The sequence below is a fragment of the Ideonella sp. B508-1 genome (genome assembly GCF_000333615.1).
GTDB lineage: Bacteria > Pseudomonadota > Gammaproteobacteria > Burkholderiales > Burkholderiaceae_C > Ideonella.
Genome location: NZ_BADL01000223.1, coordinates 1 through 17,485 on the forward strand (window position 1 = coordinate 1; position 17,485 = coordinate 17,485).

Here is a 17,485-nt window from a genome sequence, read left to right on the forward strand (position 1 = left end):
CGGTGGTGGACACCAGTGTCTCCCCCTCGGGGAAAGGATACTCGTGCTGGTTGACGGGCAGATTGGTTCGCATGGGGGTCCCTGATTGGCTCGCTGACGGCAAACACAGTGTCATCACCTCCGCGATCTGCTGGCGCCGTGGCGTCGGGCCGGGGCCCTGCCAAAGTAGGGTCGATCGCTTGGGTGAATGGCCGTATTACAAGCGTTGATATCGGATCGGAAGCGTCAGAATTGAAGTCAGGAGACCTCGGATTTCCCTGATAACGGACAAAAAAAAGCCGCCCGAAGGCGGCCTTTTTGCACAGATCAGGCTCAGCGGCCCGTGCGCGGGGGGCGGGCGCCACCCGGTGTCGCCGGGCGGTCGCGGCGCCCGCTGTCCGGGCCGCCCTGGCGCGGGCCCTGGCCTTGGCGCTGTCCTTGCCCAGCGGCGCGTCCCTGGGCGCTGTGGCCCGGTTGGCCCGGCTGACCCGGACGGCCACGGCCATCACCGCCGGCCGGCCGGCCCTGGCCACCGCGGCCACCTCGGCTGGCGCCCACGCCGATGGTCATGCGGCGGCCCAGCACGATGGGCTCGGCCTTTTCGCCCGCGGGTGGCTCGAAGCCTGGCACCACCGCCTTCGGGATCTCGCGCTTGATCAGCTTCTCGATGTCGCGCAGGAATTGCTCCTCGTCCACGCAGACCAGCGAGACCGCCTCGCCCTGGGCGCCGGCGCGGCCGGTGCGGCCGATGCGGTGCACATAGTCTTCGGGCACATTGGGCAGCTCGAAGTTGACGACGTGCGGCAGCTGGTCGATGTCGATGCCGCGGGCGGCGATGTCGGTGGCCACCAGCACCTGCAGGGTGCCGGCCTTGAACTCCGACAGGGCCTTGGTGCGGGCGCCCTGGCTCTTGTTGCCATGGATGGCCATGGCGCTGATCTCTTCCTTGTTCAGGAATTCGGCCAGGCGGTTGGCGCCGTGCTTCATGCGGGTGAAGACCAGCACCTGGTGCCAGTTGCCCTGGCGGATCAGGTGGGCCAGCAGTTCCTTCTTGCGCTCGCGGCCCACCGGGTGGACCTTCTGGGCGATGGCGTCGTTGGTCTGGTTGCGGCGGGCCACTTCGATCAGCGCCGGCTGGTTCAGCAGGCGGTCGGCCAGGGCCTTGATGTCATCGCTGAAGGTGGCCGAGAACAGCAGGCTCTGCTTCTGCTTGGGCACGATGGCCAGGACCTTCTTGATGTCATGGATGAAGCCCATGTCCAGCATGCGGTCGGCCTCGTCGAGGATGAAGATCTCGACGTGGGACAGGTCCAGCGTGCCCTGCTGGTGGTGGTCCAGCAGGCGGCCCGGCGTGGCCACCAGGATGTCCACGCCCTTGCGCAGGCGGTCGATCTGGGGCTGCATGCCCACGCCGCCGAACATCACCATGCTGGTCAGCGGCAGGTACTTGCCGTACTGACGCACGCTTTCCTCGACCTGGGCGGCCAGTTCCCGGGTGGGGGTGAGGATCAGGGCCCGGATGGCGACACGGCCGCGCGCATCGCGCTTGGGGCCGGCCGCGGCCAGGCGGTGCAGGGTGGGCAGGGTGAAGCCGGCGGTCTTGCCGGTGCCGGTCTGGGCGCCGGCCATCAGGTCGCCGCCCTTCATGACGGCGGGAATGGCTTGCGCCTGGATCGGGGTGGGTTGGGTGTAGCCCTGTTCGCGCACGGCGCGAACGATCGGTTCGGCCAGGCCGAGAGAATCAAAACTCATGGAGGCTCTGTGGGAGCAAGAGACCGGACCGTCGCCCGCTGAGCGGGGCGACCAGCGAGGAGCCGGTGGAATGGGGAGTGCGGCACACCCGCAAGGGGTGGGCCGGCGCCAGAGGTGACGCGGAGGCTGCCGGGCTGGTGCGGGCAGCTACTGTGATGCAGTGTAGCAGGCCGGCCCGGAGGACAGCCTGCCGTCAGGCACCTCCCTGCCGTTTTCATCTCTTGTCTCTCCCAGCTTCCCCCCTAGTGCGACAGTTCGATGCATCGAAGGGCGCGGTTACATTCCCTTCCACAGCCCCGTTCCACCGGGCTGCGTGCCAACATGCCCCTGCTGCCCATCAACCTGCCCCGAATGTTCGCCCGCCTGCGCAGCTGGTGGGAGTGTCGCTTTGCGGGTGAAGGCTGCGGACACCTGCCCGCTGCGGAGGGCTCTCAAGCCGTCCCCGTGGCTGGAGGGACCCGCCCGGCGCGGGACGAGGTTTCGCCCGATGTGCTCTGGGATCTGGATGCCCAAGGGCATCTGGTCCTCGGGGCCGAGCGTCTGGCGGCTTGGCTCGGTCTGCCGGCCCAGCGCCTGCAGCAGGATCTCTGGCTGGATGTGCTGGAAACCGCCCAACTGGAAGTGGATCCTGTCGTGCCCGGCGTGCGGGCCATGCGGGCGGCCATGGAGCGCGGCAAGCCCTTCCGCGATCTGCTGTTGCAGCTCAAGGGTGCCGAGGGACCTCGCTGGTGGCTGGTGTCGGCCAAGCCCCTGCAGGGCGTGGCCGGTGAGTGGCTGGGCTGGCGCGGCATGGTCAGCGACGTCACCCAGGACCGCCAGCAGCGCCCCACGCTGGGTTACCTGGCCCATGTGGATTCGCTGACGGGCCTGGCCAACCGGGTGCAGTTGCAAGAGCGCCTGAGCCAGGTGCTGGCCCACCGGGGTGATCCGCCGCGCCGCAGCGGCCTGATCTTCCTCGATCTGGACAACTTCAAGTCGATCAACGATGCCCTGGGCCATTCGGTGGGCGATGCCGCGCTGCGCCTGGTGGCCAAGCGCCTGCAGTCCGTGCTGCGCAAGGCCGATCTGGTGGCCCGCCTGGGCGGCGACGAATTCGCCGTCCTGCTGGACGATGTGCGCAGCGATGAGGAGGTCTACCAGCTCACCCGCCGGCTGATGCAGGTGGTCAACGCCCCGGGCGAGGTGCAGGGGCGGCTGGTGCATCCTTCGGCCAGCATGGGCGTGGCCCTCATCCCGGACCATGGCGACACGGTGGACGAGGTGCTGGGCCATGCCGACCTGGCCCTGAGCGCGGCCAAGGAGCGCGGGCGGGGACGCTGCGAGTACTTTGCGCCCTGGATGGGCGAGCGCAGCCGCCGGCAGGTGCTGCTGGAGCGTGAACTGCGCGAGGCCCTGGCCCGGGGCGAGCTGAGCCTGGCCTGGCAGCCCTGGGTGGCCATCGAGGCCTGGGAGGTGGTGAGTGCCGAGGCCCTGGTCCGCTGGGAACATCCGACGTTGGGCTGGGTGCCGCCCTCCGAGTTCATTCCGGTGGCCGAGCGCTGCGGCCTGATCGGCGACATCGGCGCCTGGGTGCTGCAGCGGGCCTGCCAGGAAGCCCAGACGGTGCTGGGTGACCTGCGCATCTCGGTCAACGTCTCGCCGGTGCAGATGATGCGCGCCGGCCTGGTCGACGATGTGCGGCAGGCCCTGGCACAGTCGGGCCTGGTGCCCGAGCGGCTGGAGATCGAGATCACCGAGGGCGTGATGCTGGACGCCACGCCCACGGCCATGAGCAACCTCCACCAGATCAAGGCGCTGGGCGTGCAGATCGCGCTGGACGACTTCGGCACCGGCTACTCCTCGCTGGCCTATCTGCGGCGCTTCCCCTTCGACACGCTCAAGATCGACCGCGCCTTCGTGCGGGAGTTGCTGGGCTACCCGGACGCCCGGGCCATCGTGCGCACCATCGTCGAACTGGCCCGCCTGCTGGGCATGCAGACCGTGGCCGAGGGGGTCGAGGAGGCCGCCCAGCTGGACGTGCTGCAGGAGGCCGGTTGCACGGCCGTGCAGGGCAATCTGCTGGCCGAGCCGGTGTCCTCCGAGGCGCTGCGCCGCATGATCGATGGCTGGGACACCGGCACCCGCCCCATGTCGGTTGATATGGTGGCCCCCCGGGGCTCGGCATCGGCCCAAATGCCCCTGGGCTGGCCGTCCGCGCGATAATCGCGGACTGACCGGGTTGGCCGCCCACGCTGGCGCGCCGCTCCACCCCTTCCTTTCTCCGCAGGCGACCCGCAAGTCGCTGGCGGCCGGTCGCATCGGCCGGCACCTCCACTTCAGGACAAGCAATGGCGCAATACGTCTTCACCATGAACCGCGTCGGCAAGATCGTGCCGCCGAAGCGGCAGATCCTGAAGGACATCTCCCTGTCCTTCTTCCCCGGCGCCAAGATCGGCGTGCTGGGTCTGAACGGCTCGGGCAAGTCCACCCTGCTCAAGATCATGGCGGGCCTGGACAAGGACATCGAGGGCGAAGCCGTCCCGATGCCTGGCCTGAAGATCGGATACCTGCCGCAGGAACCCCAGCTGGACCCTGAACAGACCGTGCGCCAGGCGGTGGAAGAGGGCATCGGCGGTGCCCTGGCCGCGCAAAAGCGGCTGGAAGAGGTCTATGCCGCCTACGCTGAGCCGGACGCCGACTTCGACGCGCTGGCCACCGAGCAGGCCGAGCTCGAAGCCATCATCGCCGCCGCCGGTGGCGAGAACACCGACCACCTGCTGGACATCGCCGCCGACGCCCTGCGCCTGCCGCCCTGGGACGCCAAGATCGGCCCGCTGTCCGGCGGCGAGAAGCGCCGCGTGGCCCTGTGCCGCCTGCTGCTGTCCAAGCCCGACATGCTGCTGCTGGACGAGCCGACCAACCACTTGGACGCCGAGTCGGTGGAGTGGCTGGAGCAGTTCCTCAAGCGCTTCTCCGGCACCGTGGTGGCCATCACCCACGATCGCTACTTTCTGGACAATGCGGCCGAGTGGATCCTGGAACTCGACCGGGGCCACGGCATTCCCTACAAGGGCAATTACTCCGACTGGCTGGACGGCAAGGAAAAGCGCCTGGAGGCCGAGCAGAAGGCCGAGGACGCCCGCGCCAAGGCCATGAAGCAGGAATTGGAGTGGGTGCGCAAGAACGCCAAGGGCCGTCAGGCCAAGAGCAAGGCGCGTCTGGCCCGCTTCGAGGAACTGAGCGACGTCGAATACCAGAAGCGCAACGAGACCAACGAGATCTTCATCCCGGTGGCCGAGCGCCTGGGCAACGAGGTCATCGAGTTCAAGAACGTCTCGAAGAGCTTCGGCGACCGCATGCTGATCGACAACCTGTCGTTCAAGGTGCCGGCCGGCGCCATCGTCGGCATCATCGGCCCCAACGGCGCCGGCAAGTCGACGCTGTTCCGCATGATCCAGGGCGTGGAAACGCCGGATTCCGGCGAGGTCAGCATCGGCAAGACCGCGCAGCTGGCCTTTGTGGACCAGAGCCGCGAGGGCCTGGCCGCCGAGAAGACCGTCTGGGAGGATGTCTCCGGCGGCCTGGACAACATCGTGGTGGGCAAGTTCGTGATGCCCAGCCGTGCCTACATCGGCCGCTTCAACTTCAAGGGCAACGACCAGCAGAAGTTGGTGGGCAGCCTCTCGGGCGGTGAGCGCGGCCGCCTGCACCTGGCCAAGACCCTGGCCCAGGGCGGCAACGTGCTGATGCTGGACGAGCCGTCCAACGACCTGGACGTGGAAACCCTGCGCGCGCTGGAAGAGGCCCTGCTGGAGTTCGCCGGCTCGGCCATGATCATTTCCCATGACCGCTGGTTCCTGGACCGCATCTGCACCCACATCCTGGCCTGCGAAGGCGACTCGCAGTGGTTCTTCTACGACGGCAACTTCACCGAGTACGAGGCCGACAAGAAGAAGCGTCTGGGCGAAGAAGGCGCCAAGCCGCACCGCCTGCGCTTCAAGGCGCTGAAGTGAGCCCCGCCCCAGGCGGGCGGACAGCGAAAAGCCACCCCGCGGGGTGGCTTTTTCATGGGGCTCCGCCAGGGCGGGGAACGGTCAGATCGCTTCGGTGCGGGCCATCAGCCAGGCCAGGGCCTCGCCGTCCAGGCCCGGCGCCAGGCGCTCGCGCACCATGGCGTGGTACTGGTTCAGCCAGACACGCTCCTCCTCGCTCAGCAGCGTGCGGTCGATGCAGCGGGTGTCGATGGGGCACAGGGTCAGGGTCTCGAACGCGAGGAAGGGCCCGAATTCGGAGGCCGGGGCCTCGACGTTGAGCACCAGGTTCTCGATGCGCACGCCCCAGCGGCCCGGCCGGTAGAGGCCTGGCTCCACCGAGGTCACCATGCCCGGCTGCATGGCCATGTCGGCCGTGGGCACCGCCTTGCTGATGCTCTGCGGGCCTTCGTGCACGTTCAGGAAGTAGCCCACACCGTGGCCGGTGCCGTGGCCGTATTCCAGGCTCGCGGCCCACAGCGGCGCGCGGGCCAGGGTGTCCAGCATGGGGCTGGGCGTGCCCAGCGGGAAGCGGGCGCGCGACAGGCCCAGCGTGCCCTTGAGCACCAGGGTGAAGTCGCGCTTGTGCTCGGTGCTGATCTGGCCCACCGGCCAGACGCGGGTGATGTCGGTGGTGCCGCCCAGGTACTGGCCGCCGGAGTCGATCAGCAGCAGACCGTTGCCTTCGATCACCGCATGCGACTCGGGCGTGGCACGGTAGTGCGGCATGGCCCCGTTGGCGTTGAAGCCGGCGATGGTGGGGAAGGACAGGCCGACGAAGCCGGGCTGCTTGGCCCGCTCGGCGCTGAGCTTCTCATCGATGGTCAGCTCGGTGATGCGCTCGCCACGGGCCATCGCGGCCTCGAACCAGGCGTAGAAACGGCACATGGCCAGGCCGTCCTGCACCATGGCCTCGCGGATGAAGGCCGCTTCCTCGGCCGTCTTGCGGCTCTTGGCCAAGGTGCTGGGGTTGGTGGCCTCCACCACCTTCACGCCCGCGGCCACGGCCTCGCGCAGGCCCAGGGTGACGCGGCGCGGGTCCACCAGCAGGGTGCTGCCGGCGGGCAGGGCGGCCAGGGCCGCGGCGGCCTGGCCATAGTCGGCCAGGGCGATGCCCTCGGCGGCCAGCGTGGCGGCCAGGGCGGCGTCCACTTTGCCCGCGCCGACGAACAGCGTGGCGCGGTCCGGGCCGATCAGCAGGTGGGCCAGGAAGACGGGGTTGTAGGCCACGTCGGCGCCGCGCAGGTTGGTGATCCAGGCGATGTCGTCCACCGTGGAGACGAAGTGGTGGCTGGCGCCGTGCGCCGCCATGCCGGCGCGCACCGTGGCCAGCTTGGCCGGGCGACCCACGGCGGCGTGCGGGGCGCCGTGCTCATAGACAGCGGCGGCCGGCAGGCCTGGGCGGTCGTCCCAGGCGGTGGCCAGCGGGTCCTCACCGGTGCGCAGGGTCAGGCCGGCGCGCTCGCAGGTGGCGCGCAGCTGCTGGGCCGCGGCCAGGCCCAGCACTTGCCCATCCACGCCCAGGGTCTGGCCGGGCTTCAGGTGGCTGGCAATCCATTCCAGGTGGTTGGTGGCGGCGCCGGTCTGGATCTTCTCCAGCGCGATGCCGCTGCCGGCCAGCTCGGCCTCGGCCTGCACCCAGTAGCGGCTGTCGGCGAAGACGGCGGCGTCCTGGGTGGTCACCACCAGGGTGCCCATGGAACCGGTGAAGCCCGAGAACCATTCGCGGCCCTGCCAGTGGGCCGGCAGGTATTCGGAGATGTGCGGGTCGCTGGAGGGCACCAGCACCCCGTCCAGGCCGGCCTGGGCCATGGCCTCACGCAGGCGGGCGATGCGCAGGCGGGCGGCAGAGGTGCGGGTGTCCATGGGGCGGCTCCAGAAAACGAATGGGGAAACGTTCATTCTAGGAAAAGCGCCCATGAACAAAGCTCGGTCCGCGACGCGGTTTTCCTCACAAACTGGTGCGCAGTGCCCAGATCTCAGGAAACAGGACGACGTCCAGCATCTTGCGCAGGTAGCTCACCCCACCGGTGCCGCCGGTGCCGCGCTTGAAGCCGATGACCCGCTCCACCGTGGTGAGGTGGCGGAAGCGCCAGAGGCGGAAGGCGTCCTCCAGGTCGGTCAGCTCCTCGCCCAGCTGGTAGAGGTCCCAGTGCTGCTCGGGGTGGCGGTAGACCTCCAGCCAGGCGGCCTGAACCGCTTCGCTGGCCGCGTAGGGCTGGGTCCAGTCGCGCGTGGTGTGGCTGGCGGGCACCGGCAGGCCGCGGCGGGCCAGCAGGCGCAGGGCCTCGTCGTACAGCGAAGGCGCCTGCCAGGCGGTTTCCACCACCTGCAGCAGGTCCGGCCGATGGGCATGGGGCTGCAGCATGGCCGCGTTCTTGTTGCCCAGCGTGAACTCGATGCAGCGGTACTGCCAGCTCTGGAAGCCGCTGGACTGCGCCAGGTAGGGCCGGATGGCGGAGTACTCGGGCGGGGTCATGGTGGCCAGCACGTCCCAGGCATGCACCAGCTGTTCCATGATCTTGGAGACCCGGGCCAGCATCTTGAAGGCCGGCTGCAACTGGTCGCTGCCCACATGGCGCACCGCGGCGCCCAGCTCGTGCAGCATCAGCTTCATCCAGAGCTCGCTGGTCTGGTGCTGCACGATGAAGAGCATCTCGTTGTGCTCGGGCGAGAGCGGGTGCTGGGCGCCCAGGATCTCGTCCAGGTGCAGGTAGTCGCCGTAGCTCATGGAGCGCGAGAAGTCGAGCTGCGCGCCTTCCTGGCGGACGATCTCGGCGCCGCGTGGGGTCTCGGGCGTGGGGTGATGGGGGCAACTCATGTCAGGTCACCGCCGCACGCTGGTTGAAGCGTGCCTCGCGCCATTCGCCGCTGTCCAGCACGGTAGCCAGCGCGGTGACGGCGTCGAAGACATCGACGAAGCGGGTGTACAGCGGCGTGAAGCCGAAGCGCAGCAGGTCCGGCGCCTGGTCCGTGCCCTGGCCGGCGCGGAAGTCGCCGATCACGCCGCGGGCGATCAGCGCGGCCATCACCGCGTAGCCGCCCTCGTTGCAGGCCAGCGAGACCTGGCTGCCGCGCTCGGCGTCGTCTTCGGGCGAGGCCAGCGGCAGCGCATGCGCGGCGCAGCGCTCGCGCACCTGGTCGATGAACAGGCGCGAGAGCCGCAGCGACTTGGCCCGCAGCGCGGGCATGCCGCCCAGCGGCTCGGCCGCCAGCAAGGTGTCCACCCCGACCTCCAGCGCCGTCATGGCCAGCACCGAGGGCGTGCCGCACAGGTAGCGGGCGATGCCCGGGGCGGGCTGGTAGGCGGTGTCGAAGCGGAAGGGCGCGGCATGGCCCATCCAGCCCGACAGCGGTTGCCAGAAGCGTTCGGTGTGGCGGGCATGGGCCCAGACAAAGGCCGGCGCACCGGGGCCGCCGTTGAGGTACTTGTAGCCGCAGCCGATGGCGAAGTCGGCCTGCGCACCGTTCAGGTCCACCGGCATCGCGCCGGCCGAATGGGCCAGGTCCCAGATGGTCAGCGCGCCGGCGGCATGGGCCAGCGCGGTGGTGCGGGCCATGTCCAGCATCCGGCCGCTGCGGTAGTTCACCTGGGTCCACAGCAGCACGGCCACGTCCTGGCCGCGGGCCAGCCGGGCCTCCAGCGCCTCGGCGGTGGTCAGCTCCAGCGTCAGCCCGTGCTGGGCGCACAGTGACTGGGCGATGTAGAGGTCGGTCGGGAAGTTCTCGGCGTCGGACAGCACCACGCGGCGCGCGGGGGCATCCGCGCGGGCGATGGCCAGCGCGGCACTGAGCACCTTGTAGAGGTTGACCGAGGTCGAATCGGCCACCACCAGCTCGCCGGGGGCGGCGCCTACCAGGCGGGCGATCTTGTCGCCCACGCGCTGGGGCAGGTCGATCCAGCCGGCGCTGTTCCAGCTGCGGATCAGGCCTTCACCCCATTCTTGCTGGATGGCGTCGGCCACCCGGGCAGGGGTGGCCGCGGGCAGCACGCCCAGCGAGTTGCCGTCCAGGTAGATCACGCCCTCGGGCAGGGTGAACCGGGCCCGCAGCGGGGCCAGGGGATCGGCGGCGTCCAGGGCCGCGCAGTCGTTTCGGGTCAGGGTCATGGGGGTCGTGGGGGTCATGGGCACAGGGAAGGCACAGGGCCGGGTTCAGAGTTCGCGCAGCACGGCGCGCACCGGGGAGGCGTCGGCCTCGGTCAGCTTCAGGGGCAGGGCGATCAGTTCGTAATCGCCCTCGGGCACGGCGTCGAGCAGCAGGTTCTCCAGCACCCGCAGGTCTCGCCGGCGCAGCACCTGGTGGCTGTCCAGCGTCTTGCTGTCGGCCGGGTCCACGCTGGCCGAGTCGATGCCCACCAGCTGCACGCCCTGGTCGGCCAGCCATTCGAGGGTTTGGGGCGCGAAGGCCGGCAGGGCGGTGTCGAAGCGGTCCTGCGGCATGCGGGCGTAGGTGCGCACCAGCACCCGCGGGGGCAGGCCTTGCATGGCATGGCGCAGATGCTCGGGTTGCACCAGCGGGCCGCAGCCGATGGCGTGGATCACGCGGCAGGGGCCCAGGTAGGGGGCCAGGTCCAGCGCGCCCACCGCCGCGCCATCGGGGCTGTAGTGCAGCGGGGCGTCGGCGTGGGCGCCCAGATGGGGCGAGAGGGTCAGGGTGGCGACGTTGACCGGGCAGCCTGGGCCCAGCGTGGCGGCCCACTGCTGCTGGTAGGGCGTGTCGCCCGGGAAGACCGGGGCGGCGCGGTGCACCGGCGGTGAGATGTCCCACAAGCGGCGACGGCGCACCGGGGCGTTGGAGGGGGTGTCTGACATGGCGGCGAACAGTAGCGCCGCCCGGGCGGGCGTGGTGTCGCTTGTTTCCAACAGGCCAGGGAATGTCCCGAGCGGTTCGGCGGAGTCAGTCCAGCGGCGGCAGGCCGTGGCGCTGGCGGGCGCGGCTGCAGGCGTCGTCGCCCCGGCCCAGGGGCGCCAGCATGCCGAACTCGCGGCAGGGGCCGGGCCGCCATTCGTAGATGCCGCAGCGGGCATCCACACCCACCTGGCCGCTGAGGGCGGCGCAACGGGGCTGGGCGTGGTCGGTGCCGCGCATGCGGCAGAGGTGCTCGGTCAGCGGCACGGTCAGGCCATCGGGCACGCAGCCGCCTTCGCTCATCAGCTCCTCGCGGGCAAAGTCCACCCGGAAGCTGGCGCAGCAGGCACCGCAGCGCACGCAGGGGTTGTCGGCCTCACGCATGGACTCGCTCATGGCCTCATTCCTGGGCTTCGCTGATCTGCTGCGGCGCCCGCACCACGGTGACGGTGCAATCGGATTCGGCCACCACCTGCGAGGAGGTGCTGCCCAGGTAGCGGCGCAGGGCCGACTGGCCGCGTGCACCCATCACGATGTGGTCCACCTGGTTGCGGCGGGCGAACTCAACGATGGCGGCGGCCGGGTCCGGCGCCTCGAGCACATGGAAAGTCAGCCGACCCTCGTCGAAGAACAGGGACTTGGCGATCGGGTGGGCCCAGTGCTTGATCTGCACCAGCTGCTTGACGTGCCGGCTCTGGCCCGACTTGTCCACCAGGTCGTCCATGCCGATGCGGGCGGTGCGCATCACGCTGACGCAGGCCAGGCGGGCGCCGGGCTCGGTCTTGACGATGCGCTGCACCGTGTCGCGCAGCTGCTTGGACAGGGCTTCGGAGGCCTCGGTGTCCACCGCGGCCATGATGATGGGGTTGCGGTGGACCTGCTCGGACACCGTGACCGGGCGCACGTCGGGCTCCGAGCCCAGGGCGAAGAACCAGCGCCTGAGCCGCTTGAGGGTGGAGGCGCCCTGCAGCTTCTCGGACCGGCGGGTGAGCGGGATCTGGGCCGGGGCCTGCAGGTCCAGCGAGAGCTGGGCGGCGCTCTGGTAGCGCTGGTCGGCGTTGACCTCCAGGCACTTCAGAATCACTTCCTGCAGCCAGGGCGGACAGTCCTTGCGCAGGGCCCGCGGGGGCACCGGGTCCACGTACAGGCGCTTGCGCAGGCCCCGCACGCTGTTGGGGGCGCCGAAGGGGCGCTCGCCGGTGGTCAGGTGGTAGAGCATGACGCCCAGCGCGAAGAGGTCGCTGCGGGGGTCGCTGCGCACGAACTGCACCTGCTCGGGCGACATGTAGGGGCCGGTGCCCATGGGCAGGGTGAACTCCTCGTCCAGCAGGTCGGGCAGTTGGTCGTGGCGCGAGAGACCGAAGTCCACCAGCACCGCGGTGCCGTCTGGGCGGAAGAGGATGTTGCTGGGCTTGATGTCCAGGTGCACCACATGCTGGCGGTGCAGCTCGTGCAGCGCGGTGGCCACCCGCTCGCCCACCTCGATGATCTCGTCGAAGGACAGCGGGGCCTCATCCAGCCGGGGCCGCAGCGTGGCGCCGGGGATGTGCTCCATCACGATGTAGGGCTGGCGGGTGAAGTCGCCCTTGGCAATGAACTTGGGCACATGCGGCCCCGACAGGGTCGGCATGATCATGCGCTCGACCTCGAAGCCCACGATGGTGGCCGGGTCCTCACCGCCCTTGATGCGGGGCACCTTCATGATCAGCGGCATGGCGTCGGGGCCATCGACGGGGTTGCCCTCCGCGTTCACCCGACGCACCCGCCACAGGGTGGCCATGCCGCCACGGTGCAGGGCCTCCTCCAGCCGGAAGCCGTCGATCACCTGGCCGGGCTTCAGCGGGCCGTTGCCGCCATCGGCTGTTGGTTCGCCGGGCGGAGCAGGGGATGGAACTTCCGCTCTCGCTTCATTGGCCATGGATCAAGCGCTCCGCCAGGCGCGCCGGCAGGCCGGCGTCGAGGATCTTGCGCGCCGCGGTGTCGTGGTCGTAGGGCACGCGGTGGAAGGTCAGCGACTGCTCGGCCAGGTCGAACATGGCGTAGCAGGCAGCGGGGTTGCCGTCGCGCGGCTGGCCGGCCGAGCCGGGCACGATCAGCCATTGGCGGATGGGTGGTATGGGGATGGCCACGCCGGCCGAGGGCACGAAGTCGCCCGCCTTGCCGGTGCCCGACAGGTGGAACAGCTTGGGCTCATGCATGTGCCCGCAGAAGGTGTAGTGGCAGGGGGTGGCGTGCAGGCTGCGCACCGCCTCCAGCCGGCCTTGGACGTACTCCCATTCGGCCGGGGCGAAGGCGTTGGCATGCACGAACAGCATGTCGCCCTCGGTGTGGGACAGCGGGCGGGTGGACAGAAAGGCCAGTTGCTCGGGTGTGAGCTGGCCCCGGGTCCATTCGACGACCTGGCGGGCGTCGGGCCGCATGGACGGCGAGATCTCGGTGGCCACGCCGGCATCGTGGTTGCCGCCCACGGCGATGGCGCCTTGGTCGACATAGCGGCGCACGGTGTCGATGACCCAGCCCGGGTCGGCACCGTAGCCGACATAGTCGCCCAGGAAGGCGTAGCGGCCAGCGCCCTGGGCCTCGGCGTGTTCCAGCACGGCCTGCACGGCTTCGCGGTTGGCGTGCAGATCGGTGATCAGGGCCAGCTTCATGGTCTTCTCGTTGTCTCCTGGCGTCACTGTGCGCCCAGGCGCTGACGCCGGACTGATGCCCGGCGTCAGGTGGGCTCGGGATTTACCCGATGCGGCCGAGCAGCAGGTATTCCATCAGGGCCTTCTGCACGTGCATGCGGTTCTCGGCCTCGTCCCAGACCACCGATTGCGGGCCGTCGATGACCTCGGCGGTCACTTCCTCGCCGCGGTGGGCGGGCAGGCAGTGCATGAACAGCGCGTCGGGCTGGGCCACGGCCATCATCTCGGCGTCCACGCACCAGTCGGCAAAGGCTTTCAGGCGCTCGGCGTTCTCGGCCTCGTAGCCCATGCTGGTCCACACGTCGGTGGTGACCAGATGGGCGCCGCGGCAGGCGTCCAGCGGGTTCTTGAAGACCTTGTAGCAGCCGGTGTCGCGCACGCCGGCCACGGCCGGGTCCACCTCGTAGCCCGAGGGGGTGCTGACGTGGACCGTGAAGCCCAGGATCTCGGCGGCCTGCAGCCAGGTGTTGGCCATGTTGTTGCCGTCGCCCACCCAGGCCACCACCTTGCCCTTGAGGCAGTTCAGGTCGTAGCCGCTGGCGTTCACCGGAGCGCGGTGCTCCAGGTAGGTCAGCAGATCGGCCAGGATCTGGCAGGGGTGGAACTCGTTGGTCAGGCCGTTGATGACCGGCACGCGCGAGTGGGCGGCGAAGCGTTCGATCTTGCTCTGCTCGAAGGTGCGGATCATCACCAGGTCGACCATGCGGCTGATGACGCGGGCGCTGTCCTCGATGGGCTCGCTGCGACCCAGCTGGCTGTCGCCGGTGGTCAGGTGCACCACCGAGCCGCCCATCTGGTACATGCCAGCCTCGAAGCTGACGCGGGTGCGGGTGCTGGCCTTCTCGAAGATCATGGCCAGGGTGCGGTCGGTCAGCGGCTGGTACTTCTCGTAGTTCTTGAAGCGCTGCTTGATGACGCGGGCGCGCTCGAACAGATAGGCGTATTCCTCGGCCCGGAAGTCCTTGAATTGCAGGTAGTGGCGCATGAGGCTGTAACCCGGTTTCATGCCTGGGTCTCCGACAGGAAGTTCTTGATCAGCGGCACGAGGATGGACAGCACCTCGTCGGCGTTCTCGCGGCTGAAGATCAGCGGCGGCAGCAGGCGCACCACGCTGTCGGCGGTGACGGACAGCAGCAGGCCGGCTTCCATCGCGCGGGTCAGGATGGCGCCGCAAGGGCGGTCCAGCTCGATGCCCAGCATCAGCCCCTCACCGCGCACCTCCTTGACGCCGGGCTGCCCGCCCAGCGCGGTCTGCAGGGCGCTCTTGAGGTAGCCACCCACCGCGCTGGCGTTGTCCAGCAGGCCGTCGGCGCTCATGATCTGCAGCGTTTCGATGCCGGCACGCATGGCCAGCGGATTGCCGCCGAAGGTGCTGCCATGGTTGCCCGGGCCCAGCACATTGCGCGCCTTGGGGCCGGCCAGCACCGCACCCACCGGCACGCCCGAGCCCAGGCCCTTGGCCAGTTGCATCACGTCAGGCTGGATGCCGGCCCATTGGTAGGCGAACCACTTGCCGGTGCGGCCGATGCCGCACTGCACCTCGTCGAGCATCAGCAGCCAGCCCCGCTCATCGCAAAGCTGACGCACCTGGCGCAGGTACTCCCACTGGGCCGGGCGGATGCCGCCCTCGCCCTGGATGGTCTCCAGCATCACGGCCACCACGTTCGGGTGCGTGCCCGCGACGTCGCGCATCGCGCCGATGTCGTTGAACGGCACGCGCAGGAAGCCCTCGACCAGGGGGCCGAAGCCTTCCTGCACCTTGACGTTGCCGGTGGCCGACAGCGTGGCGATGGAGCGGCCATGGAAGGCTTTGTCCAGCACGATGATCTCGGAGCGCTCGATGCCCTTGTCGTGGCCGTACTTGCGGGCGATCTTCAGCGCGGCTTCGTTGGCCTCCAGGCCGGTGGAGCAGAAGAAGGCCACGTCCAGGCCGGAGCGCTCGCACAGCAGGCTGGCGAGCTGCTCCTGCAGCGGGCTCTCGTAGTAGTTGGAGCAGTGGATCAGCTGGCCGATCTGGGTTTGCAGGGCCTCCACCAGCTTCGGGTGGGCATGGCCCAGGGTGTTGACGGCGATGCCGCCCAGCGCGTCCAGGTAACGTCGGCCTCGGGTGTCCCACACTTCGCAGCCTCGGCCGTGCGACAGTGCCACAGGCAGCCGGCCGTAGGTGTTCATGACATGGGGCATGGAGGCGGACATTCTCAGATCTCCAGGTGGATGACAAAAAAGAAAAAGGCTGGTCGCATCCCGGGCCGAGGCCTGGGGTGTCGTTCCAACCTGCTCGAATTCTAAGGTTCAAGCCTGGGGCGGGGGTGACGATTCTGTGGCCGGGTGGGCGCAGCGCGGCGGAGGGCGGGATGACAAGAGGGCGAGCACTTCCCTGGGGAGCTCAGGTGCTTTCGCTGCAATGCATCAAGAGCAAGGCAGAATCACCCCCCGCGCAATTCAGTTGCGGTCGGACTGCCCGGGATTGACAGCGGCTCGCAAGCGTCTGTCCTTACCATTGCCGAACGATCGACACGCTCTCCATGACCACCAAGCCCCGCGAGTTCTTCATTCAGGGCCTCACCAAAGAAGGCCGAACATTCCGTCCCAGCGATTGGGCGGAAAGGCTGGCCGGGGCGATGTCCTGCTTCCGGCCTGGGGGGGTGAAGGCCGGTGGCATCGGCGCCTTCATCGGCTACTCGCCCTACTGCGTGCCGCGGGTGATCAACGGCGTGAAATGCGTGATCGTCAACGAGGCCCTGAAGGGCATCGAGCCGATGGCCTGGGATTTCGTCATGAACTTCGCCCGCGACAACGGCTTGCAGGTCACCGAGGCCTGTCTGCTGCCGGAGGACGGCGCGCCCAAGAAGGCGCCCTGAGCGACATCAGCGCTGTCCCAGCGCTGGCCGTTTGACCGGGTGGCGTCGCCATGAAAAAGGCCCCGCACTGCGGGGCCTTGTCGTCCACCTGGATGTTGATGTCAGGCGGCCAGCGCCTTGACCTTGGCGGACAGGCGGCTCTTGTGACGGGCAGCCTTGTTCTTGTGGAAGATGCCCTTGTCGGCGATCGAGTCGATCACGCCCTGGGCTGTCTTGAACAGTTCAGCAGCTTGGGTCTTGTCACCGGCGGCGACAGCCTTCAGCACGTTCTTGATCGAGGTGCGGAACTTGGAACGCAGCGACGAATTGGCGGCGTTCAGCTTGACGTCCTGGCGAGCGCGCTTGCGGCCCGATGCCAGGCGCACGGTGCGCTTCTTGGCTTTGGAAGAGGTTGCCATTGCTTTTGGTTTCCAGGTGGGAAAGACTATCGAGTATAGCGGATTTTTGACAGTGCTTGCAAGTTCTGGTGGCCTGCCCGGCCAGGGTGGGGTGGCGCCTTTCTATAATCCGCCACCTTCTTCTGCCGGTGCCTTGGGGCCGGCCCGTCCATGAATCTTCTCAAGGCTGCGTCCACGGTTTCCATGTGGACCCTGCTGTCCCGCATCACCGGCCTGGTGCGGGATCAGCTCATCGCCGCGGGTTTCGGCGCCAGCGCGCTGACCGACGCCTTCAACGTGGCGTTCCGCATTCCCAACCTGCTCAGGCGTCTGTTCGCCGAGGGCGCCTTCTCGGCGGCCTTCGTGCCCTTGCTGGCGGCCACCCGTGAGCGCGAAGGGGATGAGGGCACCCACGCCATGGTCAACGCCGTGGCCACGGTGCTGTTCTGGGTGCTGGTGGTGACCTGCACGATCGGCATCATCGGCGCACCGGTGGTGGTCTGGGCCTTCGGGGCCGGGCTGGGGGAGTTCGATCTGGCGGTCGTGATGACCCGCTGGATGTTTCCCTACATCGGCTTCATGTCCCTGGTGGCCTTGGCCGCCGGGGTGCTCAACACCTGGAAGAACTTCTCGGTGCCGGCCGCCACGCCGGTGTTGCTCAACGTGGCGATGATCCTGAGCGTGGTCGGCCTGACGCCACTGCTGCGGCGGGTCGGCATCGCCCCGATCCATGCCCTGTCCGCCGGGGTGCTGCTGGGCGGCATCCTGCAGCTGGCCATCCAGGTGCCTGCCCTGCGGCGGCTGGGCATGGTGCCGCGCATCGGCTGGCGCAAGGGCGCGCTCACGGCGGCCTGGCACCACCCGGGTGTGCGTCAGGTGCTGCGCCAGATGGCGCCCGGCCTGCTGGGGGTGTCGGTGGCCCAACTGTCCTGCTGAACAACACCCAAATCCCGTCCCCCCGGGGC

15 protein-coding genes are annotated in these 17,485 nt (G+C 69.0%); 4 read left to right on the top strand and 11 right to left on the bottom strand.

Going from position 1 to position 17,485, the window contains the following annotated elements:
- Positions 1-312: 312 nt before the first annotated feature.
- Complete coding sequence (locus I73_RS09585) at positions 313-1,731, bottom strand: DEAD/DEAH box helicase (RefSeq protein WP_022980406.1); 1,419 nt, start codon at positions 1,729-1,731, stop codon at positions 313-315.
- A 321-nt stretch (positions 1,732-2,052) separates the two neighbouring features.
- Here I73_RS09585 and I73_RS27130 point away from each other — a divergent pair, with 321 nt between their 5' ends.
- Complete coding sequence (locus tag I73_RS27130; protein ID WP_022980407.1) at positions 2,053-3,933, top strand: bifunctional diguanylate cyclase/phosphodiesterase; 1,881 nt, start codon at positions 2,053-2,055, stop codon at positions 3,931-3,933.
- Between the two features lie 125 nt (positions 3,934-4,058).
- Positions 4,059-5,723, top strand: a complete 1,665-nt coding sequence (ettA, locus tag I73_RS09595; protein WP_022980408.1) for an energy-dependent translational throttle protein EttA — start codon at positions 4,059-4,061, stop codon at positions 5,721-5,723.
- An 81-nt stretch (positions 5,724-5,804) separates the two neighbouring features.
- Here the strand turns inward: ettA and I73_RS09600 are convergent, their stop codons facing one another.
- The 9 genes from I73_RS09600 to I73_RS09640 all read right to left on the bottom strand — a co-directional run bounded on the left by I73_RS09600 (position 5,805) and on the right by I73_RS09640 (position 15,478).
- The gene (locus I73_RS09600) at positions 5,805-7,607 is read right to left on the bottom strand and encodes an aminopeptidase P family protein (RefSeq protein WP_022980409.1); all 1,803 of its coding nucleotides are present in this window, start codon (positions 7,605-7,607) and stop codon (positions 5,805-5,807) included.
- A gap of 85 nt (positions 7,608-7,692) precedes the next feature.
- Positions 7,693-8,562, bottom strand: coding sequence for a tryptophan 2,3-dioxygenase (gene kynA / locus I73_RS09605; protein WP_022980410.1), 870 nt, complete (start codon positions 8,560-8,562; stop codon positions 7,693-7,695).
- Between the two features lies 1 nt (position 8,563).
- Positions 8,564-9,850, bottom strand: coding sequence for a kynureninase (kynU, locus tag I73_RS09610; RefSeq protein WP_022980411.1), 1,287 nt, complete (start codon positions 9,848-9,850; stop codon positions 8,564-8,566).
- Positions 9,851-9,895: 45 nt separating this feature from the next.
- The gene (kynB, locus tag I73_RS09615; RefSeq protein ID WP_040500121.1) at positions 9,896-10,555 is read right to left on the bottom strand and encodes an arylformamidase; all 660 of its coding nucleotides are present in this window, start codon (positions 10,553-10,555) and stop codon (positions 9,896-9,898) included.
- Positions 10,556-10,640: 85 nt separating this feature from the next.
- Complete coding sequence (locus I73_RS09620) at positions 10,641-10,988, bottom strand: YkgJ family cysteine cluster protein (RefSeq protein WP_022980413.1); 348 nt, start codon at positions 10,986-10,988, stop codon at positions 10,641-10,643.
- A 4-nt stretch (positions 10,989-10,992) separates the two neighbouring features.
- Positions 10,993-12,417 carry a bifunctional serine/threonine-protein kinase/universal stress protein gene (locus I73_RS09625; protein WP_234409463.1) on the bottom strand — a complete coding sequence of 475 codons (1,425 nt, stop codon included), beginning with the start codon at positions 12,415-12,417 and terminating at the stop codon, positions 10,993-10,995.
- Positions 12,418-12,499: 82 nt separating this feature from the next.
- Positions 12,500-13,243 (bottom strand): metallophosphoesterase, encoded by a 744-nt coding sequence (locus tag I73_RS09630; protein ID WP_022980415.1) that lies wholly within the window; start codon positions 13,241-13,243, stop codon positions 12,500-12,502.
- Between the two features lie 82 nt (positions 13,244-13,325).
- Entirely contained in the window at positions 13,326-14,288 is a 963-nt protein-coding gene (gene argF, locus I73_RS09635; protein WP_026096527.1) for an ornithine carbamoyltransferase, read from the bottom strand.
- Complete coding sequence (locus I73_RS09640) at positions 14,285-15,478, bottom strand: aspartate aminotransferase family protein (protein WP_022980417.1); 1,194 nt, start codon at positions 15,476-15,478, stop codon at positions 14,285-14,287. Before I73_RS09640 ends, argF begins: the two co-directional genes overlap by 4 nt.
- A 329-nt stretch (positions 15,479-15,807) precedes the next feature.
- Here I73_RS09640 and I73_RS09645 point away from each other — a divergent pair, with 329 nt between their 5' ends.
- The gene (locus I73_RS09645) at positions 15,808-16,143 is read left to right on the top strand and encodes a DUF3579 domain-containing protein (RefSeq protein WP_022980418.1); all 336 of its coding nucleotides are present in this window, start codon (positions 15,808-15,810) and stop codon (positions 16,141-16,143) included.
- A 101-nt stretch (positions 16,144-16,244) separates the two neighbouring features.
- Here the strand turns inward: I73_RS09645 and rpsT are convergent, their stop codons facing one another.
- On the bottom strand, positions 16,245-16,541 hold the full coding sequence (rpsT, locus tag I73_RS09650; RefSeq protein WP_022980419.1) for a 30S ribosomal protein S20: 297 nt from the start codon (positions 16,539-16,541) through the stop codon (positions 16,245-16,247).
- Between the two features lie 150 nt (positions 16,542-16,691).
- Here rpsT and murJ point away from each other — a divergent pair, with 150 nt between their 5' ends.
- Entirely contained in the window at positions 16,692-17,456 is a 765-nt protein-coding gene (gene murJ, locus I73_RS27135) for a murein biosynthesis integral membrane protein MurJ (protein ID WP_022980420.1), read from the top strand.
- Positions 17,457-17,485 lie beyond the last annotated feature (29 nt).